The sequence below is a fragment of the Mycobacterium sp. NGS54 genome, from assembly GCF_059812465.1.
The window spans coordinates 327672-353328 of record NZ_JCALCS010000006.1 but is presented as its reverse complement, the minus strand read 5'-3'; the positions used below and the strand labels follow the sequence as shown (position 1 = coordinate 353328).

General features: G+C 70.5%; 22 protein-coding genes. 14 read left to right on the top strand and 8 right to left on the bottom strand.

Annotated elements, in window-relative coordinates:
- Positions 1-95: 95 nt before the first annotated feature.
- The 5 genes from AC5Y5E_RS20855 (at position 96) to AC5Y5E_RS20835 (ending at position 7523) form a co-directional block, all read left to right on the top strand.
- Entirely contained in the window at positions 96-1565 is a 1470-nt protein-coding gene (locus AC5Y5E_RS20855; RefSeq protein ID WP_499904668.1) for an aldehyde dehydrogenase family protein, read from the top strand.
- Positions 1562-3718 (top strand): CaiB/BaiF CoA transferase family protein, encoded by a 2157-nt coding sequence (locus AC5Y5E_RS20850; protein WP_499904667.1) that lies wholly within the window; start codon positions 1562-1564, stop codon positions 3716-3718. Before AC5Y5E_RS20855 ends, AC5Y5E_RS20850 begins: the two co-directional genes overlap by 4 nt.
- A gap of 46 nt (positions 3719-3764) precedes the next feature.
- Entirely contained in the window at positions 3765-4673 is a 909-nt protein-coding gene (locus tag AC5Y5E_RS20845; RefSeq protein WP_499904665.1) for an alpha/beta fold hydrolase, read from the top strand.
- 22 nt (positions 4674-4695) lie between these two features.
- Entirely contained in the window at positions 4696-6117 is a 1422-nt protein-coding gene (locus tag AC5Y5E_RS20840; protein ID WP_499904663.1) for an acyl-CoA synthetase, read from the top strand.
- A 128-nt stretch (positions 6118-6245) separates the two neighbouring features.
- Complete coding sequence (locus AC5Y5E_RS20835) at positions 6246-7523, top strand: MFS transporter (RefSeq protein ID WP_499905030.1); 1278 nt, start codon at positions 6246-6248, stop codon at positions 7521-7523.
- A gap of 1 nt (position 7524) precedes the next feature.
- Here the strand turns inward: AC5Y5E_RS20835 and dapD are convergent, their stop codons facing one another.
- A complete protein-coding gene (dapD, locus tag AC5Y5E_RS20830; protein ID WP_499905029.1) occupies positions 7525-8478 on the bottom strand; it encodes a 2,3,4,5-tetrahydropyridine-2,6-dicarboxylate N-succinyltransferase in 954 nt (317 codons plus the stop codon).
- A gap of 101 nt (positions 8479-8579) precedes the next feature.
- Between dapD and dapE the strand changes: the two genes are divergently transcribed.
- Positions 8580-9644 (top strand): succinyl-diaminopimelate desuccinylase, encoded by a 1065-nt coding sequence (dapE, locus tag AC5Y5E_RS20825; RefSeq protein WP_499904661.1) that lies wholly within the window; start codon positions 8580-8582, stop codon positions 9642-9644.
- 78 nt (positions 9645-9722) lie between these two features.
- On the opposite strand, the gene AC5Y5E_RS20820 is transcribed toward dapE, so the two are convergent.
- Together AC5Y5E_RS20820 and AC5Y5E_RS20815 are read right to left on the bottom strand one after the other, a co-directional pair.
- Positions 9723-11222 carry a cellulase family glycosylhydrolase gene (locus AC5Y5E_RS20820; protein WP_499904659.1) on the bottom strand — a complete coding sequence of 500 codons (1500 nt, stop codon included), beginning with the start codon at positions 11220-11222 and terminating at the stop codon, positions 9723-9725.
- 75 nt (positions 11223-11297) lie between these two features.
- Positions 11298-13439: an AAA family ATPase gene (locus AC5Y5E_RS20815; protein WP_499904657.1), complete on the bottom strand. Its 2142-nt coding sequence runs from the start codon at positions 13437-13439 to the stop codon at positions 11298-11300.
- Between the two features lie 61 nt (positions 13440-13500).
- On the opposite strand from AC5Y5E_RS20815, the gene log reads away from it, so the two are divergent.
- The 7 genes from log (at position 13501) to AC5Y5E_RS20780 (ending at position 19131) form a co-directional block, all read left to right on the top strand.
- Positions 13501-14046 carry a cytokinin riboside 5'-monophosphate phosphoribohydrolase gene (gene log / locus AC5Y5E_RS20810; RefSeq protein ID WP_499904655.1) on the top strand — a complete coding sequence of 182 codons (546 nt, stop codon included), beginning with the start codon at positions 13501-13503 and terminating at the stop codon, positions 14044-14046.
- A 36-nt stretch (positions 14047-14082) separates the two neighbouring features.
- Positions 14083-15867 carry a long-chain-acyl-CoA synthetase FadD6 gene (gene fadD6 / locus AC5Y5E_RS20805; RefSeq protein WP_499904653.1) on the top strand — a complete coding sequence of 595 codons (1785 nt, stop codon included), beginning with the start codon at positions 14083-14085 and terminating at the stop codon, positions 15865-15867.
- A gap of 144 nt (positions 15868-16011) precedes the next feature.
- Complete coding sequence (gene folP / locus AC5Y5E_RS20800) at positions 16012-16836, top strand: dihydropteroate synthase (RefSeq protein ID WP_499905028.1); 825 nt, start codon at positions 16012-16014, stop codon at positions 16834-16836.
- Entirely contained in the window at positions 16833-17816 is a 984-nt protein-coding gene (locus AC5Y5E_RS20795; protein WP_499904651.1) for a glucosyl-3-phosphoglycerate synthase, read from the top strand. Before folP ends, AC5Y5E_RS20795 begins: the two co-directional genes overlap by 4 nt.
- A 32-nt stretch (positions 17817-17848) precedes the next feature.
- On the top strand, positions 17849-18202 hold the full coding sequence (locus AC5Y5E_RS20790) for a DivIVA domain-containing protein (RefSeq protein WP_499904649.1): 354 nt from the start codon (positions 17849-17851) through the stop codon (positions 18200-18202).
- A 2-nt stretch (positions 18203-18204) separates the two neighbouring features.
- Positions 18205-18786 carry a DNA-3-methyladenine glycosylase I gene (locus tag AC5Y5E_RS20785; protein ID WP_499904647.1) on the top strand — a complete coding sequence of 194 codons (582 nt, stop codon included), beginning with the start codon at positions 18205-18207 and terminating at the stop codon, positions 18784-18786.
- Between the two features lie 177 nt (positions 18787-18963).
- The gene (locus AC5Y5E_RS20780) at positions 18964-19131 is read left to right on the top strand and encodes a DUF3117 domain-containing protein (RefSeq protein WP_003406247.1); all 168 of its coding nucleotides are present in this window, start codon (positions 18964-18966) and stop codon (positions 19129-19131) included.
- A 7-nt stretch (positions 19132-19138) separates the two neighbouring features.
- On the opposite strand, the gene glgA is transcribed toward AC5Y5E_RS20780, so the two are convergent.
- Complete coding sequence (glgA, locus tag AC5Y5E_RS20775) at positions 19139-20302, bottom strand: glycogen synthase (protein ID WP_499904645.1); 1164 nt, start codon at positions 20300-20302, stop codon at positions 19139-19141.
- A 153-nt stretch (positions 20303-20455) separates the two neighbouring features.
- Here glgA and glgC point away from each other — a divergent pair, with 153 nt between their 5' ends.
- Positions 20456-21670 (top strand): glucose-1-phosphate adenylyltransferase, encoded by a 1215-nt coding sequence (gene glgC, locus AC5Y5E_RS20770; RefSeq protein ID WP_499904643.1) that lies wholly within the window; start codon positions 20456-20458, stop codon positions 21668-21670.
- 28 nt (positions 21671-21698) lie between these two features.
- Here the strand turns inward: glgC and AC5Y5E_RS20765 are convergent, their stop codons facing one another.
- Genes AC5Y5E_RS20765 through AC5Y5E_RS20750 form a run of 4 tightly spaced genes read right to left on the bottom strand, consistent with a single transcriptional unit; the run spans position 21699 to position 25575 of the window.
- Entirely contained in the window at positions 21699-22373 is a 675-nt protein-coding gene (locus AC5Y5E_RS20765; protein ID WP_499904641.1) for a methyltransferase family protein, read from the bottom strand.
- 13 nt (positions 22374-22386) lie between these two features.
- A complete protein-coding gene (locus tag AC5Y5E_RS20760) occupies positions 22387-24030 on the bottom strand; it encodes an ABC transporter permease (protein WP_499904639.1) in 1644 nt (547 codons plus the stop codon).
- Positions 24027-24947: an ABC transporter ATP-binding protein gene (locus AC5Y5E_RS20755; protein ID WP_499904637.1), complete on the bottom strand. Its 921-nt coding sequence runs from the start codon at positions 24945-24947 to the stop codon at positions 24027-24029. Before AC5Y5E_RS20755 ends, AC5Y5E_RS20760 begins: the two co-directional genes overlap by 4 nt.
- Positions 24937-25575, bottom strand: a complete 639-nt coding sequence (locus tag AC5Y5E_RS20750; RefSeq protein ID WP_499904636.1) for a TetR/AcrR family transcriptional regulator — start codon at positions 25573-25575, stop codon at positions 24937-24939. The genes AC5Y5E_RS20755 and AC5Y5E_RS20750 overlap by 11 nt, the downstream gene beginning before the upstream one ends.
- Between the last annotated feature and the right edge of the window lie 82 nt (positions 25576-25657).

Here is a 25657-nt window from a genome sequence, read left to right as displayed (position 1 = left end):
GTAGCGCGGAATTCGTTCAATTGGTGATTGACGCCGGGGGGCCGTGGGTGAACACTGGCTGACTAGATGACCGACGTTCGGGTGAGGAAGCGCGCATGACCGAGCTACAGACTCCGGGATCTCTTGTCGACACCTACCAGCTCTACATCGACGGCGGCTGGGTCGACGCCGAGGACGGTCGCTACGACGACATCAATCCGGCCACCGAACAATCGATCGGCACCGCGCCCGACGCCAGCATCGCCCAGGTCGGCGCGGCGATCGACGCCGCGCGCCGGGCCTTCGACAGCGGGCCGTGGGGCCGCACGGGTCCCGACGAGCGGGCCGCCTGCCTCAACCAGCTCGGCACGGCGCTGCTGAAGCACGCCGACGAATTCTTCGCGCTGTCGCAGGCGGAGTGGGGCTGTGTGTCGAACGAGCGGATGATGCAGATCGACGGGGCCGGCTACATGTCGATGGTCGCGGCCCAGCTCGCCGCGCAGCTGGGCGAGGAAGCGGTGACCGGAATGAGCGCCGGCACCACGCTGCTGCGCCACCAGCCGCTGGGCGTCGTATCGGTCCTGACGCCGTGGAACTTCCCGCATTGCCTCAACGTCATGAAGCTCAACCACGCGCTGGCCGCGGGCAACACCGTCGTGCTCAAGCCCTCGCCGCTGACCCCGCTCGCGGGGCTGGCGCTCGCGCGGATCATCGACGAGGAGACCGACATCCCGCCCGGCGTGGTCAACGTCGTCACACCGTCGGGCGTGGAGGCCGCCCGGCTGCTCACCACCGACCCGCGCATCGACATGGTGAGCTTCACCGGCAGTTCGGTCGTCGGGCGCCAGGTCATGTCCGCGGCGGGCGACACCATGAAGCGGATCCTGCTGGAACTGGGCGGCAAGTCGGCCAGCATCGTCCTGGACGACACCACGGTCACCGACGAGATGTTGCGGCAGATGCTGTTCGAGTCGTGCTCGCTGCACGCCGGGCAGGCCTGCATCCTGCACAGCCGGATGCTGCTCCCCGATTCGCTGCACGACGACGTCGTCGACCGGCTGGTGGCCCTAGCCCGCGACGTCAAAGTCGGCGATCCCGCCGACCCCGACGTGCAGATGGGGCCGCTGATCAGCGCGGCGCAGCGGGACCGGGTCCAGGCGCACGTCGACGGCGCGGTCCACGACGGAGCCCGGCTGGCGACCGGCGGTGGCCGCCCGGCCGGCCTGGACGTCGGATTCTATTTCGAGCCAACGATTCTCACCGGCGTCGATCCGGATTCGACCATCGCCCAGGAGGAGGTGTTCGGGCCGGTGCTGACGGTGCTGCGCTACCGCGACGACGACGACGCGGTCGCCATCGCGAACAACTCCCAGTACGGACTTTCCGGGGCGGTATGGGGCGGCGACGTGGACCGCGCCGTCGGTGTCGCGCGACGCATCCGCACCGGACAGGTCGCGGTCAACGGGGTCGGTCCCGGCGGCGCGCCGTTCGGCGGGTTCAAGCTGAGCGGGTTGGGGCGCGAGGGCGGCGGCCTCAGCGGCCTGCACCAGTACATGGAGGCCATGGCGATCGGGGTTCCCGCGTGAGCGGACCCCTCGCGGGGCTGTCCGTCGTCGAAATCACCAAGGAAATCTCCGGCCCTTATGCGGCAAAGCTTTTGGCCGACCTCGGTGCCGAGGTCACCAAGATCGAGCCGCCGGGCGGGGATCCGCTGCGCCACTGGGGCAGCGGTGGGTTGTTCGAATACCTCAACGCGGGCAAGCGAATTGTGGCACTGGAGGACGCCCCGGACCTGATCGCGCAAGCGGACGTGCTGGTGGAGAACCTCGGCCCGGGAGAGCTGGAAGCGTTGGGCTTCGATCTCGACAGCGTGGTGCTGCTGCGCATTTCCGCGTTCGGGCAGTCCGGGCCGTGGCGCGACCGGCCGGCCACGTCACTGACGTTGCAGGCGGCGTCGGGCTGGGTCAGCGCCCGCGATCCCGACCGCCCGCCGGTGCAGGTCGGCGCGCGCATCGCCGAGTACGTCGCGGGTGGCTACGGCGCACTGGGCGCGTTGACCGCGCTGCGGTGCGCGTCCGATGAAGTTGTGCGGGTGGATGTTTCGGAATTCGAATCCTTGCTGTCGACGCTGCCGTATCCCATGCTGATGGCGCAGAAGATGGTCGGCCTGGGCCTACCCGCCAACGCCCGGAGCGCTCCCATGCTGGGGGTGGTCCGCGCCGCCGATGGCTGGGTGGGCATCAACTGCCTGACGGGCCAGCACTGGCTGGACGTGTGCGCGATGCTGGGCCTGCCCGAGTTCGGCGAGCAGCAGATCGCGATCATGCTGGGCGGCCCCGAACGCGCCGAATTCTATGCTCGCACAGAGCCATTGCTCGCCGAGCAAACCGTCGCCGAGATCGTTGAACTCGCCCAGGCGATGCGCATTCCGGCCACCCCGGTCAACGACGGCGCCACCGTCTTGGAGTGTCCGCAATACGTCAAGCGCGAGTTCTTCGTCCAACAGGCCGGCTTCCGACGCCCAGGGAAGGCGTTTCGGCTGACGAAAGGCCCTGCGGTACAGCGGTATTCGGAGCTACCCCGGAAGCCGGCGACCCTGCCGTTCGCGGGGCTGAAGGTGCTCGACCTGAGCACCTTCTGGGCGGGCGCCTACCTGACCTGCTACCTGGGCGCGTTCGGCGCCGACATCATCAAGGTCGAGTCGATCCAGCGGCCCGACGGTTTTCGCTACTCGGGCGCGTTTCCCTTCGAGGGCGACGACTGGTACGAGCGCAGCGGCCTGTGGCAGGCCACCAACCTCAACAAGAAGGACCTCACGCTGGACCTGACCTCGCGGCGCGGCCGGGAAATCGTCCGGCGGCTGGCCGCGCGGGCCGACGTCGTCGTGGAGAACTTCTCACCGCGGGTGGTGGAGCAGTTCGGCCTGGGCTACGAGTCGCTGGTGGAGCTGAAACCCGACGTGATCATGATCCGGATGCCGGGTTTCGGCTTGCAGGGCCCTTGGCGCGACTACGTCGGGTGGGCGTTGAACTTCGAGCAGACCGCGGGGATGTCGGCCGTCACCGGATATCCGGACGGGCCGCCGTGCAACCCGCAGGGACCGGCCGACCCGATCGTCGGCGTGCATGCCGGCGTCGCGCTGCTGGCCGCGCTCGAGCATCGGCGCCGCACGGGGGAAGGTCAGCTCATCGAAATCGCACAGATCGAGGTCGCGGCCGCCGTGACCGCCGAACCGGTGATCGAGTACTCGATGAACGGCGTCGTGCAGGCGCGGCAAGGCAACCGCCGGCGCGGCTACCTGCAGGGCGTCTACCCGACGAACGTCGACGACGCGTGGGTGGCGCTGTCGCTACCCGGGGACCCGGGAATCGACCATGACGCGTTCGACGAACTGGTCGCCGCGTGGACCCGCACCCAGCCGCCGGAGGCGATCGTCGAAACCCTTCGGGTCCAGGGCATCCCGGTCGAGCAAGTGATGACCGGCGAGAAGATGTACGACATAGTCCAGCTCGACGCGCGCGGGTTCTACGAGGAGCTCGCGCACCCCGTCACCGGATCGCACCGCTATCCCGGCTGGCCGTTTCGTATCACCCCTGGGCCGGCACGCCACCACCGCGGCGCCACGCCGACGCTGGGCCAGCACAACGACGAGATCCTGTCAGGGCTTGGCCTTTCCGCCGACGAGCTGGCCGCCCTGCGGGCCGAACGGGTCATCGGGGAGCGGCCGCTCAACGGGTAGGTCGTGAGCCTTTGGTAAACGGCCCGTCACATGCAAAGCTGCTGGCATGGTCATCCAGATCGCCCGCCCCAAGCTCGAAGGCAACATCGCGGTCGGGGAGGATCGCCAGATCGGCTTCGCCGAGTTCGGCGCCCCCTGGGGTCGCGCGTTCTTCTGGTTCCACGGAACTCCCGGCGCCCGTCGGCAGATCCCCATCGAGGCCCGGGTCTACGCCGAAGAGCACGACATCCGCCTGATCGGCATCGACCGGCCGGGCATCGGGTCGTCGACGCCGCATCGGTACAAGAACATCCGGGCATTCGGCGACGACCTGCGGACCATCGCCGACACCCTGGGCATCGACAAGATGGCGGTCATCGGCCTGTCCGGCGGCGGCCCGTACGCGCTCGCGTCCGCCGCGGTGCTGTCCGACCGCGTGGTGGCGGCCGGCGTGCTGGGCGGCGTCGCGCCGTTCCTCGGCGACGAGGGGATCACCAGCGGCCTGATGAACCTGGGCAAGCGGGCCGCGCCGCTGCTGAAACTGGGGGGTGACCCGCTGCGAATCGGGGCGAGCCTGGTGATCCGGATGATCCGTCCCGTCGCGAATCCCGCGCTGTATCTGTATGCAGCGGTGTCGCCGGAAGGCGACCGGCGACTGCTCACCCGGCCGGAGTTCGCCGCGATGTTCCTCGACGACCTGCTCAACGGCAGCCGCAAGCAACTGGCGGCACCCTTCAACGATGTCATCCTGTTCACCCGGGACTGGGGCTTTCGGCTCGACGAGGTCAAAGTCCCGGTCCGCTGGTGGCACGGCGACAGCGACCACATCGTTCCGTTCGCCCACGGCGAGCACGTGGTGTCCCTGCTGCCCGACGCCGAGCTCATCGTGCTGCCCGGCGAAAGCCACCTCGCCGGGCTGGGCCGCGGCGAGGAGATCTTGGCCACCCTGACGAAGATCTGGGACGAGCAGCCCTGACGCTGCCGGGTAACCTGCAGACGTGCTGCTCGCGTCGCTGGACCCCTCGGCCGTTACCACCACCGACATCGCCGACGCGGTGCGCATCGACGGCGCCACGCTCAGCCGCAGCGACTTGGTCGGCGCCGCAACGTCGGTGGCCGAGCGGGTCGCCGGCGCCAACCGGGTCGCGGTCCTGGCCACGCCGAGCGCGGCCACCGTGCTGGCGGTCACCGGCTGCCTGATCGCCGGCGTGCCCTTCGTGCCGGTGCCGTCCGACGTGGGCGTGGCCGAGCGCCGGCACATGCTCACCGACTTCGGCGCGGAAGCCTGGCTGGGCCCCGAGCCGGACGACCGCGACGGGCTGCCGCACATCCCGGTGCGCCTGCACGCCCGCTCCTGGCACCGCTACCCCGAGCCCCCGCCGGACGCGACCGCGATGATCATCTACACGTCGGGCACCACCGGGCTGCCCAAGGGCGTGCAGCTGAGCCGCCGCGCCGTCGCCGCCGACCTCGACGCGCTGGCCGAGGCCTGGCAGTGGACGGCCGACGACGTGCTGGTGCACGGCCTGCCGCTGTTCCACGTGCACGGGCTGGTGCTGGGCCTGCTCGGGTCGCTGCGGATCGGGAATCGCTTCGTGCACACCGGAAGACCGACACCGGCCGGCTACGCGCAGGCGGCCGCGGAATGGGGCGGATCGCTGTTTTTCGCGGTCCCCACCGTGTGGTCGCGGGTGGTCGCCGACGGCTCGGCGGCCGAGGCGCTGCGCCCGGCGCGGCTGCTGGTGTCCGGCAGCGCGCCGCTGCCGGTCCCGGTGTTCGACCGGCTGGCCGGGCTCACCGGGCATCAGCCCATCGAACGCTACGGCGCCTCGGAATCGCTGATCACCATCTCGACGCGCGCCGACGGCGAGCGCCGCGCGGGCTGGGTGGGCCTGCCCGTCGCCGGCGTACAAACCCGGCTGCTCGACGACGACGACAACCCGGTGCCGCAGGACGGGGAAACCGTTGGGCGCCTTCAGGTTCGCGGGCCGATGATGTTCGACGGCTACCTGAACCGGCCCGAGGCCACCGCGGAGGCGTTCGCGCCGGACGGTTTCTACCGCACCGGCGACGTCGCGGTGATCGACGGCGACGGCATGCACCGCATCGTCGGGCGCGAGTCGGTCGACCTGATCAAGTCCGGCGGATACCGCGTCGGCGCGGGCGAGATCGAGACGTCGCTGCTGGGGCACCCCGGCGTGGCCGAGGCCGCCGTCGTCGGCCTGCCCGACGAGGACCTGGGCCAGCGCATCGTCGCCTACGTCGTCGGCTCGTCCGAGCTGCGCGCCGACGAGCTGATCGAGCACGTCGCCAAGGAGCTGTCGATCCATAAGCGGCCGCGGGAGGTCCGCCTGGTGGCGGCGCTGCCGCGCAACGCCATGGGCAAGGTCCTCAAGAAGCAGCTGCTGTCCGAGGGCTGAGCGCTGAGCGCTTAGGCGACACGCAGCGTTTTGCCAGGTTTTCCATCGAGCGGGACGGTGAACCTTCACCTACCGTCGTAGGCGTGACGGAACTGCCGACGGTCGCGCCCGCACCCGCCCGCACCCCCATGCGGCGGGTGGCGGCCGCCTGCCTCGTCGGCTCGGCGATCGAGTACTACGACTTCCTGATCTACGGCACCGCGGCCGCGCTGGTGTTCCCGACGGTGTTCTTCCCGCGGCTCGGTTCGACGCTGGGCGTCATCGCCTCGCTGGCGACGTTCGCGACGGCCTTCCTGTCCCGGCCGCTGGGCGCCGCGGTGTTCGGGTACTTCGGCGACCGGCTGGGCCGCAAGAAGACGCTGATCGCCACGCTGCTGATCATGGCCGTCTCGACCGTCAGCGTCGGGCTGGTGCCCAGCACAGCCGCCATCGGGGTGGCCGCCCCCTTGATCCTGATCGTGTTGCGGCTCATGCAGGGGTTCGCCGTCGGCGGCGAATGGGCGGGGTCGGCGCTGCTGAGCGCCGAGTACGCGCCGCCCGGCAGGCGGGGCCGTTACGGCATGTTCACCCTGCTCGGCGCCGGCACCGCGGCCGTCCTGGCCAGCCTGACCTTCTTGGGCGTCAACTTCAGCATCGGGGAACGCAGCGCCGCGTTCATGCAGTGGGGATGGCGGCTGCCGTTCCTGTTCAGCGCCGCGCTGATCGGGATCGCGCTCTACGTGCGGCTCAACATCGACGAGACCCCCGTGTTCGCCGAGGAGAAGGCGCGCGACCTGGTGCCCAAGGCGCCGCTCGGGGAGGTGTGGCGCCTGCAGCGCCGCGAGATCCTGCTGGCCGGCGGCAGCTTGCTGGGCGGGTTCGGTTTCGGCTACCTGGGTCACACCTATCTGCTCATCTACGCCAATTCGCACCTCGGGTATACGCGCGGCTTCATCTGGTCGGTGGGCGCTCTGACCGGGCTTGTCAGCATCGCCACGGTCGCGGCGTCGGCCACCCTCTCCGACCTGGTCGGGCGCCGCCGCCTGATGCTGCTGGGCTGGTCCCTGCTGCTGCCGTGGGCGTTCGTGGTGATGCCGTTGCTGAACACCCGCAACCCGGCGCTGTACGTGGTCGCCGTCGTCGGCATGGCCGTCGGCGGGGCGATCGGCGCCGGGCCCACCGCGGCCTTCATCCCGGAGCTGTTCGCCACGCGTTACCGCTACAGCGGGTCGGCGCTGGCCCTCAACCTCGCCGGAGTCGTCGGCGGTGCCCTGCCGCCGCTGCTGGCCGGGACGCTGGTCGCGACGTACGGCAGCTGGGCGATCGGCGCCATGCTGGCCGCGCTGACGACGGTCGGCCTTCTTTGCACCTACCTGCTGCCGGAAACCAACGGCACCGCACTGGGTTTGGAGGATGCGCCCCGCTGACTCAGTTGGCGTGCAGGTCCTCGTTGAGCGCGATGCCCTGACCGTCGCGGGCCACCACCTCGACCGCCCCGGTGACCGAATTGCGCCGGAACAACAGGTTGTTGGCGCCGGAGAGCTCGCGGGCCTTGACCGCTTTGCCGTCGGGCATGGTGACCTTGGTGCCCGCGGTGACGTACAGGCCGGCCTCGACGACGCAGTCGTCGCCCAGCGAGATGCCCAGGCCCGCGTTGGCGCCGAGCAGACAGCGCTTGCCGATCGAAATCACTTCGGTGCCACCGCCGGACAGCGTGCCCATGATCGACGCCCCGCCGCCGATGTCCGACCCGTCGCCCACCACGACCCCGGCCGAGATGCGCCCCTCGACCATCGACGCGCCCAGGGTGCCGGCGTTGTAGTTGACGAAGCCCTCGTGCATCACCGTCGTGCCCGGCGCCAGGTGCGCGCCCAGGCGGACCCGGTCGGCGTCGGCGATGCGCACGCCGGTGGGCAGGACGTAGTCGACCATCCGCGGGAACTTGTCGACGCCGTAGACCGTCACCGGCCCGTGGCGGCGCAGCCGCGCGCGCACGGCCTCGAAACCCTCGATCGCGCACGGACCGCGGTTAGTCCACACGACGTTGGTCAATACCCCGAACAAGCCGCCGGCGTTCAGCCCGTGCGGCGCCACCAACCGGTGCGACAGCAGATGCAGCCGCAGGTAGGCGTCGTAGGCGTCGGCGGCCACGTCGTCCAGCGAACCGATGACCGTGCGCACGGCGACGGTCTCGGTGCCGCGCTCGTCGTCGCGGCCGACCAGGGTGACCAGTTCCGGCGGAACGTCGGACAACGCCAGCCGCGACGTGCCGCCGGCGCCCGATTCCGTCAGTTCCGGTGCGGGAAACCACGTGTCGAGCACCGACCCGTCGGAGGCCAGCGTCGCCAACCCAATGCCTGCAGCTCCAGTCACGGCGGCCAGGTTACTTGTGCCGCCGAGCAGACGCAGAATCGCATCCCAAGGCGGATAGTGCGATTCTGCGTCTGCTCGCCGAATGAAGGCGACCCATTACCCTTGGGGGCGTGCTGGACCTATGCGGGGACCCCGTCGAGCTGACCGCGGCGCTGGTCGACATCCCCAGCGAATCGCGCGACGAGGCGCGCCTCGCCGACGAGGTGGAGGCAGCGCTGCGCGCCCAGACCGACGGGTTCGAGATCGTCCGTAACGGCAACGCCGTGCTGGCGCGTACTTCGCGGGGCAGGCCGTCGCGGGTGCTGCTGGCCGGGCACCTCGACACCGTGCCGGTGGCGGACAACCTGCCGAGTCGCTTGGAGGGCGGCGACCTGTGGGGTTGCGGCACCGCGGACATGAAATCCGGTGACGCCGTCTTCCTGCACCTGGCCGCCACCGTCGCCGAGCCGGTGCACGACCTGACGCTGGTCTTCTACGACTGCGAGGAAATCGACGCGGCGGCAAACGGTTTGGGCCGCATCGAGCGCGAGCTGCCGGAGTGGTTGACGGCCGACGTCGCGATCCTGGGCGAGCCGACCGGCGGCTACATCGAGGCCGGCTGCCAGGGCACGCTGCGCGTGGTGGTCAGCGCCGCGGGGACGCGCGCGCATTCGGCGCGATCCTGGTTGGGCGACAACGCAATTCACAAGCTCGGCGCGGTGCTGGACCGGCTGGCCTCCTACCGGGCGCGCAGCGTCGACATCGACGGCTGTGAGTACCGCGAGGGCCTGTCGGCGGTGCGCATCGACGGCGGCGTGGCCGGCAACGTGATCCCCGACGCGGCCGCGGTGACGGTCAACTTCCGGTTCGCCCCGGACCGGTCGGTCCAGGCGGCGCTGCGGCACGTGCACGAGGTGTTCGACGGGCTGGACGTCCGGATCGAGATGACCGACTCGGCGGCCGGCGCGCTGCCCGGCCTGTCCCAGCCCGCGGCCAAGGCGCTGGTCGAGGCCGCCGGCGGGCGCGTGCGCGCGAAATACGGCTGGACCGACGTGGCGAGGTTCGCCGCGCTGGGCATCCCGGCCGTCAACTTCGGGCCGGGCGATCCCAACCTGGCGCACACCCGCGACGAACGTGTGCCGGTCGCCAACATCACCGCCGCGGTGGAGACGCTGCGGCGGTATCTGAGCGGCTGACGTGGCCGAGTCGCGCGCCGGCGTGGCGTTCGGCGCCGACGGCCGCGCTAGCGCGACGTTCGGCGGAACGTCGGGGCGTCACGCCGGCGCCACGGCCACGTCGACCCTGGCCGCGCCCGGGCTGGCCACGACGGCCAGCACGGGTGCGTTGGGTGCCGAAACCACTTGTCCGCCAGTGATACTCACCTGGTAGCCGTTCGGATACTCGACGGGCGGTACCGAGATGAAGGTCTGCGCGCCGGGGGCGAAATTGCCCGCATGGTCGGCCCGCTCGATCGTGTAGCACAGCCGGAAGACGCCCGATCGGAACGACCACCCCCTCGGCGTGCCCGCCACCACCTGCGGGTACGGCGCGGCGAGCACCGCGAGCTTGGCCGCGTTCACGTTGGCTCCCGTCGGCGGCTGGCTCGGGTCGAAGACCAGCGCCTGGTCCGTCGGCGACGAGCTCGTCTTGTCGTTGCCGGTGTAGGCCCACTCCAGCCAGCCCATCCGCTGGTGGTCGGTGTGGCGCGTCACCTCGGCGAGGTTGTTCAGGTCGTTGGTGGCGCCGAACTCCGTCAGCAGCGGCGGGACGTGGTGGAAGCCCGAGTAGAGGTTGGCGTTGGTGATCGTGAGGCCGTCCTCGAAGCGGCAGGTGATGTTCTTGTGCAGCACCGATTCGATGGCGCAGTAGTCGTGGAACGAGAACCCGGTGTTCGGGTCGGCCACCCCGCCGATGTCGGTGTGGACGCCCTCGTCGGACAGCGTGTTCGGCTCGAAGAACACCAGCGTGGTGGGGTCGGCCGTGCGGATGACCGGCACCACCTTCCGATAGAACACGGTCAGCTTGTGGTCCTGGATCGGGCAGCCCAGCACGAAGTTGAAGCAGCCCTCCCAGATGAAGCCGGGCCACGGCTCGTTCAGGATTTCGTAGCCGAAGACGCCCGGGTTGCCGTGGAAGAAGCCCGCGACGTGCGCCCACGCGCGCGCGTAGTGGTCCTGCAGCCCGATCCCGTCGGGCGCCGGGGCGTCGCGCCAGAAGGCGTTCCAGGCGAACTCCTCCGCGGGGTTGAGGAAGTAGTTGCCCGGAAAGCCCAGCTGCGGGTTGGGCAGGCCCGCCTGCGCCACCGCCCACGCCGGGGCGCCCTCGCCCTGGAACGCCTCGTTGTAGAGGTCCTGGTGGAAGTCGAGCAGGCTGACGATGCCGTGCGACGCCAGCGTGGCCACGGTCTGCGCGATCGAGGTGAGGTAGTTGTCGTCGTAGGTGAGCGGCTGGGGTTCCACGGCGGCCCAGATGACGCCGACCCGCATCGCGTTGAAGCCGTTGGCCTGCAGGAAGGCCGCGTCGTCGTCGCCGAACCCGTCGGCCGACGGCGTATAGGGCGGCACCTTGTACACCTGGTTGAGCCCGTGCAGGATGACGACGCGCCCGTCGGCGTCGGTCATCCACCGGCCGGCGTGGCCGAGCGGTAGCGTCGGCCCGGTGGGCGCCGCCAGGGCGCGTAGCGGGGCGACGACCGACGACGCGTCAGTCGTCAGCGCGGCGATCAGCAAACCGGCCGCGAGCAGCCTGGCCGCGCGCGAAGGGCGGATACGCATGCAGCCTCCAAGCCCCGAGCGAAGTCACTCTGGGAAACAGTGAGGCGCAATAGTCACTGTGGTAACTCGGGGGAGTCACGGTTGGCGCACAATGCGGCGCGCCTGCGCGGCGGCATCGTCAGCCGCGGCGTGCATCCCGACGGCCGCCAGCTCGTCCGCCACGGCCCGCAGCGCCGCCGCGTCGCCGGCCGCCAAGGCGCGCGCGTGGGCGAGCGCCAGGCCGCCCGCCGCGCAGTCGACCTCGCCGCACAGCCGGGTCAGCGGGTCCACCGCGCGGGTGTCGCCCAGGCGGACGGCCTCGTGCCAGGCGCGCAGCGCCACCGCCGACTGCCCGCCGCGTTCGGCCATCCGGGCGGCCTCGCGGGCGGCCGCGACGGCGCCGGGCCCGTCGCGGGTGGCCGCCAGCCGCCAGGCCCGCGCAATGCCGAGCTCCGGACCGAACAGCGCCGACTTCGTTCCATGCCGAGACTCGGCTCGGCTCAGCGCCTTCGCCGTGGCGGCGATGTCGCCCTGCTGGGCCAGCGCGGTGGCCAGCAGCGTCAGCGACAGCGGCCCCCACGAGTAGCCGGTGCGTTCCAGGGTCGCGGCGGCCGGGCCGAGCAGCGCCGCGGCTTGGGCGAACTCGCCGTCGGCGATCAGCACGTGTGCCAGCAGCACCTCGCCGATCGCGCGGCCGGGCTGCTGCAGCTCAGCGAAATCGGTGAACTGCTGGGCCAATTCGCGCGCCCGGGCGTGCTCGCCGGCCATCAACAACGCGGTGGTCTGGCCCAGCCCGATGGTGAACCGCAGCAGGCCGGGGTGCTCGGCGGACAGGGCGCGCTGCGCCAGCGGTTCGACGTCGCCGAACCGGCCCTGCCGGGCCGCGCACAGCGCGGCGGCGCTGGCGGCCCAGGCCACGGCCTGGTCGTCGGCCGACGGCGAGTCCAGCACCTCGCCGGCGACCTTGACGGCGTATCCGACGTTGCCGGCGTTCATCGCGAAGGTGGCGCTCAGCGCGTCGAGCGTGGTGCGCGGGCCGGGATCCGCGATCCGGTTGCGGACGGTCCGCAGGAACGCGGTGGCCCGCTCGGGCTCGCTGAGCATCCAGAACTGGTTGGCGGCCCGCAGCAGCGCCCAGTCCATGAGCGCCGGCTCGGCCAGTGCGGCGGAGTCGACCTCGGCGAGCAGCGCGTCGGCCTCGCGGCCGCGGCCCTGCCACGCCAGGGCGTGCGCCAGCGAGAGCCGCGCGACCAGGCTCCCGGACCGCTCCAGCGCCCAGCGGGCCAGCCGCTCGCCGAGCGCGAGGTCGCCCAGGCGCAGCGCCTGCTGCGCGGCGGCGGCGACGTCGGCGACGCGCTGGGGGGTGTCGCTGTCCAGCGCCAGGGAAGCCAGCCGCAGCCGGTCGCTGAGGTGGTCCGAGGCGCATTGGGACAGCAGCTCGACGACCTCGCTGCGCCGTCGTCGCGCGTCGTCGGGACCGAGCGCGGCGCGCGCCCGCTCGGCGAACAGCGGGTGCGCGGTGTACACGACCGGCTCGTCAGGAACATCCGAACTGCCGCCGCGCGCCCGGGTTTCGGCCGCGCCGGCGTCCTCCGCCGCGCCGACCGCGCCCGCGCCGGCGAGGGCGGTCAGGTCGGCCAGCGACAGCGGCTCGGCGACGGCGAGGTAGTCCAGCACCGCCCGCGCCGCGGCGGGCAACTCGGCGAGGAACGCGTCGACTTGGGCGGGCGTGGTCGCGCCCCCGGGCGCCTCGACGTCGATCCGCTCCAACAGGCCGTCGGTCCACAGCGCCGCGATGGCCTCGGGCGCGGCCTCGGCGCGGGCGGTGACGACCATCCGGGCCGTGCCGGCCAGCGCCAGCTGGTACACCAACGTGGCCGACAGGACGTCGAGCTCGTGGGCGTCGTCGACGACGAGCAGCAGATCTTCCGGGCGGTCTGGGTCACCCAGCGAGGCCCGGGCCGCCCGCAGGAGCGCGGCCGGCTTGCCGAGGTCGGAGATCGCCACCAGGTGGCTGAACGCCCCGAACGGGACGGCGCGCTCGGTCGGGGTGCCGGTGACCCAGCGGGTGAGCGTGCCCGGGTGTTCGCGGTCGTAGCCTTCGGCGGCCAGCCGGGCCAGGGTGGATTTGCCGCAGCCGTCGGGCCCGAGCGCGACGGCCCCGCGCCCGTTCCCGAGCGCGTCGTTCAGCCGCTCCAACGCCGCCGCGTGTTGGGGGACGTTCCAACGAATCGGCACCCGCCGGAGTTTATTGCGCGCGGTGTGCGGGCCGCACCGGGCGTGGTCTACCTTTCGTTGTATGAGCTCCGACTGGGCGGTGTGCGTTTACTGCGCCTCCGGTCCCGAGCATGCCGAATTGCTTGAGCTGGCTTCGGAACTCGGTGATGCGATCGCGGAGCGCGGCTGGACCCTGGTGTGGGGCGGGGGCCGGGTTTCGGCGATGGGCGCGGTGGCGAGCGCGGCGCGGGCCCGCGGCGGGCGGACCGTCGGCGTCATTCCGCAGCACCTGATGCGCCTCGAGGTCGCCGACCGCCACGCCGACGAGCTGATCGTCAGTGACACCATGCACGAGCGCAAGGAGATCATGGAGGCCCGCGCCGACGCGTTCATCGTGCTGCCCGGCGGGGTGGGCACCCTGGACGAGCTGTTCGACGCGTGGACCACGGGTTATCTCGGGGTGCACGACAAGCCCATCGTGTTGCTGGACCCCTTCGGGCACTACGAGGGGCTGTGGCTGTGGTTGTGCGGGCTGCTCGACAGGGGGTACATCACGCAAGCGGCGATGGACCGGTTGGTGCTGGTGGATAAGGTGGGGGCCGCAGTGGAGGCGTGCGCACCCGCCTGAGTTTGCGGATCTGCACCTAGGGGAATCGAGGATGACGTGTCCGACCACGACGGGGGAGCCCGCACGGCCGTCAGGCTGACCGACATCGCGTCTCGGGTGCCGGGGCTGCTGGCCGACCTGCCGGCGATCGTGCGCGGGGCACGGACCGGTCTGCTGGCCCAGCCCGGCTCCAAGAAATCGATCGGCACGGTGTTTGCCGAGCGGGCCGCCCGCCACGGCGACCGGGTCTTCCTGCGGTTCGGCGATCAGCAGGTGACCTATCGCGACGCCAACGCGACCGCCAACCGGTACGCCGCGGTGCTGGCCGCGCACGGCGTCGGCAGCGGCGACGTCGTCGCGATCATGCTGCGCAACTCGCCCCACGCGGTGCTGGCGATGCTGGCCGCGGTCAAGTGCGGCGCGGTCGCCGGGATGATCAACTACCACCAGCGCGGCGAGGTGCTGGCGCACAGCCTGGGCCTGCTGGACGCCAAGGTCCTGATCGCCGAGACCGACCTGGTCAGCGCGGTGGCCGAGTGCGGCGGCACGGGCGCCACCGAGACGCTGACGGTCGAGGACCTGGACCGCTTCGCCGTCAGCGCGCCGGCGACCAACCCGTCGTCGGCGACGGCCGTGCAGGCCCGTGACACCGCGTTCTACATCTTCACATCGGGCACAACGGGTTTCCCGAAGGCCAGCGTGATGACGCACCTGCGCTGGCTCAAGGCGCTGGCCGCGTTCGGCGGCATCGGGTTGCGGCTCAAGAGCACCGACACGCTGTACAGCTGCCTGCCGCTGTACCACAACAACGCGCTGACGGTGGCGTTGTCGTCGGTGATCAACTCCGGGGCGACGCTGGCGCTGGGCAAGTCGTTCTCGGCGTCGAAGTTCTGGGACGAGGTGATCGCCACCGAGGCCACCGCGTTCATCTACATCGGCGAGATCTGCCGCTACCTGCTCAACCAGCCGGCCAAGCCGACCGATCGCGCGCACAAGGTCCGGGTGATCGCGGGCAACGGGCTGCGCCCGGAGATCTGGGACGAGTTCACCAAGCGGTTCGGCATCGCGCGTGTGTGCGAGTTCTACGCGTCCAGCGAGGGCAACACCGCGTTCATCAACGTCTTCAACGTGCCGCGGTCCACCGGCGTCTTCCCGATGCCGCTGGCCTACGTGGAATACGACCCCGACACCGGCGAGCCGCTGCGCGACGAGAACGGGCGGGTGCGCCGGGTGCCCGCCGGCCAGCCCGGCCTGCTGCTCAGCCCGGTCAACCGGCTGCAGCCGTTCGACGGCTACACCGACAAGGAGTCGACCGAAAAGAAGTTGGTGCGCAACGCTTTTCGCGAGGGCGACTGTTGGTTCAACTCGGGCGACGTGATGAGCCCCCAGGGCATGGGGCACGCCGCGTTCGTCGACCGGCTCGGCGACACGTTCCGGTGGAAGGGCGAGAACGTCGCCACCACCCAGGTGGAGGCGGCGCTGGCCTCCGACGAGTCCGTCGAGGAGTGCACGGTGTTCGGCGTCGAGATCCCGCACACCGGTGGGCGCGCCGGGATGGCCGCGGTCCAGCTGCGCGAGGGCGCCGAGTTCGACGGACACTCGCTGGCGCGCGCGGTGTACGGGCAGCTGCCGCCGTATGCGCTGCCGTTGTTCGTGCGGCTGGTCAAGACGCTGGAGCACACCTCGACGTTCAAGAGCCGCAAGGTGGAGCTGCGCGAGCAGGCCTACGGGTCCGACGTCGAGGATCCGCTGTACGTGCTGGCCGGCCGCGACGAGGGCTACGTGCCGTTCTACGACGAGTACCCCGAAGAGGTCGCGGCGGGTAAGCGGCCGAAGGGCTGAGTTCGCTTGCGCCGAGCGTGCGGCCAGCCGCACGTCGGCGTCCAACGTGCGGCTGGCCGCAGACTCGCGGACCGGGCCAGGCACCATGGACGGGTGCATTCGACGTTCTGCGGCCGGCCGGTCGCGGGGGATCGCCCGCTGATCATGGCGATCGTCAACCGCACCCCGGACTCGTTCTACGACCGGGGTGCGACCTTCAGCGACGCGGCGGCCCGGGACGCCGTCCATCGGGCCGTCGCCGAGGGCGCCGACGTCATCGACGTCGGCGGGGTCAAAGCGGGCCCCGGCGAGGACGTCGACGAGGACACCGAGGTCGCCCGGCTGGTGCCCTTCATCGAGTGGCTGCGCGGCGCCTACCCGGACCAGCTGATCAGTGCCGACACCTGGCGCTCCGGGGTGGCCCGGGTGGCCTGCGCGGCCGGCGCGGACCTGATCAACGACACCTGGGGCGGCATCGACCCGGCCCTGCCCGAGGTGGCCGCCGAGTTCGGCGCGGGCCTGGTGTGCTCGCACACCGGCGGCGCGCTGCCGCGCACCCGCCCGTTCCGGGTGAGCTACGGGAACGCGACACGCGGGGTGGTGGACGACGTGATTCGCCAGGTGACCGGCGCCGCCGAGCGGGCGGTCGCGGCCGGGGTGGCGCGGGACCGGGTGCTGATCGACCCGGCCCACGATTTCGGCAAGAACACCTTCCACGGGCTGCTTTTGTTGCGACACGCGGGCGAACTTGTTAACACCGGATGGCCCGTCCTGATGGCTTTGAGTAACAAGGACTTCGTTGGGGAGACTCTGGGTGTGGAACTGACCGAACGGCTGGAGGGGACGTTGGCGGCCACCGCGCTGGCGGCGGCGGCCGGCGTCCGAATGTTCCGGGTGCATCAGGTGGAGGCCACCCGGCGGGTGCTGGAGATGGTGTCCTCGATCCAGGGGACACGCCGACCGGCGCGCACGGTGAGGGGCCTGGCATGACGGAGCTCGCGGACCTCGCCGGCGTGGGCATGCTCGCCGCGCGGCCCGGGGACGTCTGGCTGGCCGACCGACGTAGCAGCCGTGGCGGCCGGACGGTTCGCGAGCTGGAGGAGGCGAAGGCCGGCCGGACCGTCTCGGTGGTGCTGCCGGCCCTCAACGAGGAAGCCACCGTCGAGTCGGTGATCGACAGCATCTCACCGCTGGTCGACGGCCTGGTCGACGAGCTGATCGTGCTGGATTCCGGCTCGACCGACGACACCGAGATCCGCGCCATCGCCGCCGGCGCCCGCGTCGTCAGCCGCGAACAGGCGCTGCCGGAGGTGCCCGTCCGGCCCGGCAAGGGCGAGGCGCTGTGGCGCTCCCTCGCGGCGACCAGCGGCGACATCGTGGTTTTCGTCGACTCCGACCTGATCAACCCGCACCCGATGTTCGTGCCGTGGCTGGTGGCCCCGCTGCTCACCGCCCCACCCTCTCAAGGGATCCACCTGGTCAAGAGCTTCTATCGACGCCCGCTCAAGGTGGGCGAGACGGGCGCCGCGGCGGCGACGGGCGGCGGGCGGGTGACCGAGCTGGTGGCGCGGCCGCTGCTGGCGGCGCTGCGCCCGGAGCTCAGCTGCATCCTGCAGCCGCTGGGCGGCGAGTACGCGGCCAGCCGCGAACTGCTGACCTCGCTGCCGTTCGCGCCGGGCTACGGCGTGGAGATCGGGCTGCTGGTGGACACCTTCGACCGGCTGGGCCTGGGCGCGATCGCCCAGGTCAACCTCGGCGTGCGGGCGCACCGCAACCGGCCGCTCGCCGAGCTCGGCGCGATGAGCCGCCAGGTCATCGCCACCCTGCTGTCGCGCTGCGGGATCCCCGACTCCGGGGCCGGGCTGACCCAGTTCTTCGCCGACGGGCCCGACGGGTACGGCTACACCGCGCACACCTCGCCGGTCTCGCTGGACGACCGGCCGCCGATGAACGGGCTCAGGCCGCGCTAGGTTTGTCGGTCGGATAGGGCAATATCGACGGCGTGGCATTGGTGTTGCTGTACCTGGTGGTGTTGGTGCTGGTGGCGATCGTGTTGTTCGGCGCGGCCAGCCTGCTGTTCGGCCGCGGTGAGCAGCTGCCGCCCCTGCCGCGCGGGACGACCGCGACGGTGCTGCCCGCCTACGGCGTCACCGGCGCCGACGTCGACGCCGTCAAGTTCACCCAGGTGTTGCGGGGATACAAGACCAGCGAGGTGGACTGGGTGCTGGACCGGCTCGCCCGCGAGCTCGAGGCGTTGCGCGGCCAGCTGGCGGCCGTGCACGCCCCGTCTGCCGCCGCGGACGAAGACCCACCCGGCGCCGCGGAACCCGCGGACGCCGAGAATCGTCAGGACTAGATGTGAGCGACGACGGCCTGGTTCGGTGCGGTTGGGCGGCCATTCGGCCCGGGCCGGACTTCGAGATGTACCGCGACTACCACGACCAGGAGTGGGGCCGCACCCTGCGCGACGGGGTGGCACTGTTCGAGCGGATGAGCCTCGAGGCCTTCCAGAGCGGCCTGTCGTGGCTGATCATCCTGCGCAAACGGGAGAACTTCCGGCGGGCCTTCGACGGGTTCGACATCGAGACGGTCGCCGGCTACACCGACGCCGACGTGCAGCGTTTGATGGCCGACACCGGGATCGTGCGCAACCGCGCCAAGATCGACGCGACCATCGCCAACGCGCGCGCCGCCGCCGAGCTGGGATCCGCCGAGGACCTGTCCAAGCTGCTGTGGTCGTTCGCGCCGTCGCCGCGTCCCCGCCCGGCCGACGGCTCCGAAATCCCGTCGGCCACCGACGAATCGAAGGCGATGGCCAAGGAGCTGAAACGGCGCGGATTCCGCTTCGTCGGGCCGACCACCGCCTATGCGCTGATGCAGGCGACCGGCATGGTCGATGACCATATTCGCGGTTGCTGGGTGCCCGCCACGCCTGTTTGACGGCCCGATGCCGCATCAGAAGCGGGTCTTTGTGTAACTGCCGACCCGAATAGGGAACAATGGAGGGGTGATTTGGCAGTTCAATGTCGGGTATGGCTGGAAATCCACTGGCGGGGCATGCTCGGCGCCGACCAGGTCCGGGAAGCCGGGCCAGCTCGAATCTGGAGGGAGCACTCGATGGCGGCGATGAAGCCCCGTACCGGAGACGGTCCTTTGGAAGCGACCAAGGAGGGGCGCGGCATCGTTATGCGGGTACCACTCGAAGGAGGCGGACGGCTGGTCGTGGAACTGACGCCCGACGAAGCCGCCGCCCTGGGTGACGAACTCAAGGGCGTAACCAGCTAAGGCGGCGTTACGCGCACACCTTCCGGTAGATCTCCAGCGTCTGCTCGGCGACGTGCGCCCACGAGAAGTCCTCGACGCACCGCTGACGTCCCGCCTCGCCATAACGCTTCGCCTTGTCGGGGTCGGCGACGAGCTCATTAACCGCTTCGGCCAGGCCGGCCCGGAAAGCCGTCGGGTCCTCGGCGTCAAAGCGCACCAGCGACCCCGTGACGCCGTCCGAAACCACCTCGGGTATGCCGCCCACTCTGGACGCCACCACCGCCGTCGCGCAGGCCATCGCCTCGAGGTTCACGATACCCAACGGCTCGTACACCGACGGGCACACGAAAACCGTTGCCGCCGAAAGTATTTCGCGCAACTCCCCGATCGGTAGCATTTCCTGGATCCAGAACACCCCATCGCGCGCACGGGCCAGCTCGGCCACGGCGGCCCGGACCTCCTCGGCCAGCTCGGGCGTATCGGGAGCGCCGGCGCACAGCACCAACTGCACCTCCGGGCTGAACCGGTGCGCGGCCGCCACCAGGTGCGCGACGCCCTTCTGCCGGGTGATCCGCCCCACGAACGCCACCATGGGCCTGGCGGGGTCCACCCCGAGTTCGGCCAGTACGGACCCACTCTCCGCCGGGCCGGCCGGATACCAGACGCCGGTGTCCACCCCGTTGCGCACGACGTGCACCTGGCTCGGATCCAGCGCGGAATACACGCGCAGAATGTCTTCGCGCATCGCCGAGCTGACCGCGATGACGGCATCGGCGCCCAGCACCGCGGTCCGCTCCACCCACGTCGACACCCGGTAGCCGCCGCCGAGTTGTTCGGCCTTCCACGGCCGCAGCGGCTCGAGCGAATGCGCGGTCAGGACGTGGGGGATGTCGTACAGCAGGGCGGTCAGATGCCCGGCCAGCCCGGTGTACCAGGTGTGCGAGTGCACGACGGTCGCCGCCGATGCGGCGTTGGCCATCAGCAGGTCGGCGGACAACGTGGACAGCGCCGGGTTGGCGCCGTGGATGCGCGGGTCGGGCTCCTGCGCGAAGGCATCCGGACGGGGCGCGCCCATGCAGTGCACGTCGACCGGGCACAGCCGGCGCAGCTGGGCGACGAGTTCGGTGACGTGTACCCCGGCTCCGCCGTAGACGTCTGGTGGGTACTCCCGAGTCATCATCGCAACCCGCATACCCGCACCGTAGTTCGGCGACCGGGCCGCGCGCATCTCGGGGGAGGATCGCGCCGCGGGCGGAGCCAAAACCATTGACGGACAGCCCGTCAGGGGGCGGCCAATAAGCCGCTCCCCCTGGCAGCGGTTCGCGGGGGCCGATAGTTTGTAGCCATGAGGGAAGCGCCACACGTGCTGGGGATTGTCCTGGCCGGCGGTGAGGGCAAGCGGCTGTACCCTCTGACCGCCGACCGGGCGAAACCCGCCGTTCCCTTCGGGGGCGCCTACCGGCTGATCGATTTCGTGCTCTCCAACCTGGTCAATGCCCGCTACTTGAGAATTTGTGTTCTCACGCAATACAAGTCGCATTCACTCGACCGTCACATTTCGCAGAACTGGCGGCTGTCCGGCCTGGCCGGCGAGTACATCACCCCGGTGCCCGCGCAGCAGCGCCTCGGCCCGCGCTGGTACACCGGCTCCGCCGACGCGATCTATCAGTCCCTCAACCTGATCTACGACGAAGACCCCGACTACATAGTCGTTTTCGGCGCCGACCACGTGTATCGGATGGATCCCGAGCAGATGGTCCAGTTCCACATCGACAGCGGGGCCGGCGCGACGGTGGCCGGCATCCGGGTGCCGCGCAGCGACGCCAGCGCATTCGGCTGCATCGACGCCGACGAGTCCGGTCGCATCCGCAATTTCGTGGAGAAGCCGCTGGAGCCGCCGGGCACCCCCAATGACCCGGAGACGACGTTCGCTTCGATGGGCAACTACATCTTCACCACCAAGGTCCTCATCGACGCGATTCGCGCCGACGCCGATGACGACCACTCCGATCACGACATGGGCGGCGACATCATCCCGCGCTTGGTGGACGACGGGATCGCCGCGGTCTACGACTTCTCCGACAACGAGGTGCCCGGCGCCACGGACCGCGATCGCGGCTACTGGCGGGACGTCGGGACGCTGGACGCGTTCTACGACGCGCACATGGACCTGGTCTCGGTGCATCCGGTGTTCAACCTGTACAACAAGCGCTGGCCGATTCGCGGCGAGTCGGAGAACCTGGCCCCGGCCAAGTTCGTCAACGGCGGCTCGGCCCAGGAGTCGGTGGTGGGCGCCGGCAGCATCATCTCGGCGGCGTCCGTGCGCAATTCGGTGCTGTCGTCGAACGTCGTGGTCGACGACGGCGCCATCGTGGAGGGCAGCGTGATCATGCCGGGCGCCCGTGTCGGCCGGGGCGCGGTGGTGCGGCACGCGATCCTGGACAAGAACGTCGTCGTGGGCCCCGGCGAGATGGTCGGGGTGGACCTCGAGAAGGACCGCGAGCGCTTCGCGATCAGCGCCGGCGGCGTGGTCGCGGTCGGTAAGGGCGTCTGGATTTAGCGCGGCTGGTTGGCCGCTCGCGAGGTGACTACCACACGTTGGGCACCAAGCGATACCGCACGTGCTGCGCGTATTCGCGGTACCCCGGCAGGTCCTGGACGAGCAGCTTCTCCTCGTCGAGGATGCGCAAGACCAGCACCGCGATTCCCGGGACGACGAAGAGCAGCCCCCAGTACGAGCCCAGCGCCAGCGGCATGCCGACCATCATGATGACGTTCCCGACATACATCGGGTGCCGGACGAGCTTGTAGACGCCGCCGGACGCCACCTTCTGGCCGGCTTCCACGGTGATGTTGGCCGCGGCGTAACTGTTTTGGATGATCACCAGCATGGCCAGACCGAGTCCGGCCGCCACCAGCGCGTCGCCGAGCAGGGACAGCCACGCCGGCACCGTGGACCAGCCCATCCGATGATCGAGTGCGCTGAACGCCATCATCGCGAAGAGGACCAGGAACGAGCTGGTGATGATGACCTTCTGCGCCGGCCTGGTCTCCGCCCGCGGGCCGGCGTGCATGCGGCGCTGCAGGGCCGCCGGGTTCGCCTTGGCCAGGTAGATCGTCGGGCCCAACGAGGCCACCGTGAACACGGCGAGGAAAACCCATGCCCGCCAGTAGTGGAACGTGCCCGCCGGTCCGAACAGGATCAAGCAGGTCGCGGCGGTCCCGAAGACCGAGGATGCGGCCAGTCGAATAGCGGTTTTCATGATCGTGCCCTCCCTAGCAACGTAGATCACGGCGTCGAAAAGCCATGATTCCCAAGGTGATCAGCGCGGCGTCGATGGCCAGCAGCCACAGCAGCGGCGCGGCGGTAAAGTCGGCGCCGACCCGCGGCGTGTGCGCGAACGGTTCCAGGTCTTGCACCCACTGCGGGAACCGGGCCAGCGAACCGATCAGGTACACGGTGATGAACGCGATCAGGACACCCCATGCGACCGGTGTGAACCGCGGGGCCAGGCCGAACACCGCGACGGTGACGGCGGCCAGCAGCCACACGGCGGGCAGCTGGACGGCCGCGGTGCCGACGACGACGGCGACCTTGCCGCCGACGTCGCCGGCCGCGACCCCGTAGACGAGCCCGCCCGCCACGCCGCTGACCAGCATCGCGATCGCTGACCCGGCGAGGGCGGCCACCAAATGGCTTGCCAGCCAGTGGGTTCGGGAGACCGCGCCGGCCAGCGTGGCCTCGGCGCGCTGGCCGGTCTCCTCCTGGTGCGGGCGCAGGGCGAGCGAGATGGCGAACGCGGCGGCGACCATACCCATCATGGCGTATGCCACCGCGACGAAGGCCTCCTCCAGGGCGCTGGTGCCGCCCATCCGCGCGACGATGTCGCGCACGATGGCGCTGCCGCCGATCTCGTCGCCGATGCCGTGCACCACGCTGCCCATCAGCAGGCCGTACAGGCACAGGCCCACGGTCCACAGCACCAGCGCGCCGCGGTCCAGCCGCCACGTCAGGCCGTCCACGCTGCCCAACCGCGGGCCGGCCCGGCCCGGACCGGGACGTTCGGCGATCAGCCCGGCGCCGACGTCGCGGCGGGCGAGCAGCCGGTACGCGACCAGGGTGAGCACGGACGTCGTCGCCACGTGCAACAGCAGCACCCACCAGCGATCGCCCGCGTACGGACGGACCTGCAGCGACCACCCCAGCGGCGAGAGCCACGACAGCGTTCCGTCGCCGGCGTCACCGATGGCGCGCAGCGTGAACGCCGTCCCCAGCACCGCGAACGCGGTGCCGCGGGCGACGCGGGCGCTCGGCGAGAGCTGCGCGGCGACCGCGGCGACCGCGGTGAAGACCAGCCCGGAGCACGCCAGCGCGGCGCCGAAGGCGAGCGACCCGCCGCGCGGGATGTCGGTGGTCAGCAACCCCGCCGCGCCGATCGCGCCCGTGGCGATCGACGCCCCGAACGACAGCAGCAGGGCCGCGCTCAGGCTGGCGTACCGCCCGACCGCGGTCGAGTCCACCAGTTCGGTCCGGCCCGTCTCCTCGTCGGCGCGGGTGTGCCGGATCACCGTGAGGATGACGGCCACCGCGATCAGCAGGTGGAACATGCCGGCCTTCCAAATGCCAACGGCGCCAACGCTGTGGTTGTACACCTGGCCGTAGAGCGCGCGCTGGGCCGGGCTGGCCATGATGGATGCCGCGAACCCGGCGCGGGCGGTCTCGGAGGGGTAGACCTTCAGGACGCTGCCGACGTAGACACTGGCCAGGGGCACCGACAGCAGCAGCACCCACAGCGGCAACGAGACCCGGTCGCGGCGCAGGTAGAGCCGCAGCATCCCAAGCGTCCCGGAGAAATTCGAACCGGCCCGAGGCGCCGGGTGCGCCGGGTGGCGTGGCCGATCCAGGGTCGCGGTGCTCATGCCGAGACCTTGTCGGTGGTGTCGTAGTGGCGCAGGAAGAGCTCCTCGAGGGTCGGGGGCTGGCTGACCAGGCTGCGCACGCCCGCGTCGCCGAGGGCCCGGATGAGTTCACCCAGGCTCTCGCTGTCGACCTGGGCGCGCACCGTGTTGCCGTCGATGCTGACGTCCTCGACGCCCTTGATCCGCCTGAGATCGCCCGGGTCGCCGATCATTTCGGCGCGAATCGAGGTGCGGCTGAGGTGCCGCATGGACTCCAGCGTGCCGCTCTCGATGGTCTGGCCGGCGCGGATGATGGTAACCCGTTCACAGAGCGCTTCCGTTTCGGCCAGGATGTGGCTGGACAGCAGGACCGTCGTGCCACGGTCGCGCGCCTCGGCGACGCACTGCTGAAACACGTTCTCCATCAATGGGTCCAGGCCGCTGCTCGGCTCGTCCAACAGGAGCAGCCGCGCGCGCGACGAGAAGGCCGAGATCAGGGAAACCTTCTGCCGGTTGCCCTTCGAGTAGGTGCGCGCCCTCTTGTGCGGGTCGAGGTCGAATCGCTCGATGAGCTCGGCGCGACGCCCTTCGTCGATGCCCCCGCGCATGCGGGCCAGCAGGTCGATGGTCTCGCCGCCGGTCAGTGACGGCCACAGCGTGACATCACCTGGCACGTAGGCGATTTGGCGGTGCAGCTCCACGGCGTCGGTCCACGGGTCGCCGCCCAGCAACCGGACGCTTCCGCTGTCGGCCTTCACCAGGCCCAGCAGGATGCGGATGGTGGTCGACTTCCCGGCGCCGTTGGGCCCGAGGAAACCGTGCACCTCTCCCGCACGCACCGTAAGGTCGAGGCCGTCCAGCGCGCGCACCGCGCCGAAGTTCTTGGTCAGTCCCCGGATTTCGATGGGTGCGACATTGGCGGAGTTGTCAGCCGGCATGGGATTCTCCTTGATCTTCTGCTGCCAGAAATGCGTCGTACATGGTGCGATCGACCATCAGGCCCTCCGTGTAGATCTCAAGGGCCGGCAGGATCATGTCCCGGGCGTAGTCGCGCAGGACCGCACGCAAATCGGTTGGCGTGTCGTGCATTTGGATGTAGAGCAGGAGGCTGCCGCCTCCGCTGATACCGAGATATTTGGCCCTGGCCTTCGGATCGCGGCTGGGCTTGACCGTGCCGGCCCGCACGCCCTCTTCCATGTACTCTTCGGCGTTGTCAATCATCCTCTGCCACAACATCTTCGCCAGATCGCCGCCGGTCTGCATGCTGCGCACCAGGTAGGCCGTCATCGGGGCGAATTCCTCGATCTCGGCGAGCCGCGCGAACCAGGTGGCCGGGTCGTTCGACTTGATCGTCTCCGACTTGGTGTCGCGGATCTCTTCGGCGATGTATTCGTCGCAGGCCCTGCGCAGGCCTTCCTTGGAGCCGAAGTGGTGGATGACCAGGGCGGCGCTCACCCCCGCGGCTTCGGCGATGGCCCGCAGTCCCACGCCGAAGCCGTGCTGTCCGAACTGCTCGATGGCCGCGTCGCGGATTCGAGCCGTTGCGGTCAGGTCGGCTGAACGCATGTTCAGTACACTAAACGCGCGTTCAGTCACCGGTCAAGGGGGTGCCCCCGTCAGGAACTCGTAAAGATTTGGCTCGCCGGGA

Coding starts and splice junctions, on each gene's coding strand:
- AC5Y5E_RS20855 (WP_499904668.1), top strand. CDS start 96: ATGACCGAGCTACAGACTCCGGGATCTCTTGTCGACACCTACCAGCTC.
- AC5Y5E_RS20845 (WP_499904665.1), top strand. CDS start 3,765: ATGGTCATCCAGATCGCCCGCCCCAAGCTCGAAGGCAACATCGCGGTC.
- AC5Y5E_RS20835 (WP_499905030.1), top strand. CDS start 6,246: ATGCGGCGGGTGGCGGCCGCCTGCCTCGTCGGCTCGGCGATCGAGTAC.
- AC5Y5E_RS20820 (WP_499904659.1), bottom strand. CDS start 11,222: ATGCGTATCCGCCCTTCGCGCGCGGCCAGGCTGCTCGCGGCCGGTTTG.
- log (WP_499904655.1), top strand. CDS start 13,501: ATGAGCTCCGACTGGGCGGTGTGCGTTTACTGCGCCTCCGGTCCCGAG.
- folP (WP_499905028.1), top strand. CDS start 16,012: ATGGCGATCGTCAACCGCACCCCGGACTCGTTCTACGACCGGGGTGCG.
- AC5Y5E_RS20795 (WP_499904651.1), top strand. CDS start 16,833: ATGACGGAGCTCGCGGACCTCGCCGGCGTGGGCATGCTCGCCGCGCGG.
- AC5Y5E_RS20780 (WP_003406247.1), top strand. CDS start 18,964: ATGGCGGCGATGAAGCCCCGTACCGGAGACGGTCCTTTGGAAGCGACC.
- glgA (WP_499904645.1), bottom strand. CDS start 20,302: ATGCGGGTTGCGATGATGACTCGGGAGTACCCACCAGACGTCTACGGC.
- glgC (WP_499904643.1), top strand. CDS start 20,456: ATGAGGGAAGCGCCACACGTGCTGGGGATTGTCCTGGCCGGCGGTGAG.
- AC5Y5E_RS20765 (WP_499904641.1), bottom strand. CDS start 22,373: ATGAAAACCGCTATTCGACTGGCCGCATCCTCGGTCTTCGGGACCGCC.
- AC5Y5E_RS20760 (WP_499904639.1), bottom strand. CDS start 24,030: ATGAGCACCGCGACCCTGGATCGGCCACGCCACCCGGCGCACCCGGCG.
- AC5Y5E_RS20755 (WP_499904637.1), bottom strand. CDS start 24,947: ATGCCGGCTGACAACTCCGCCAATGTCGCACCCATCGAAATCCGGGGA.
- AC5Y5E_RS20750 (WP_499904636.1), bottom strand. CDS start 25,575: ATGCGTTCAGCCGACCTGACCGCAACGGCTCGAATCCGCGACGCGGCC.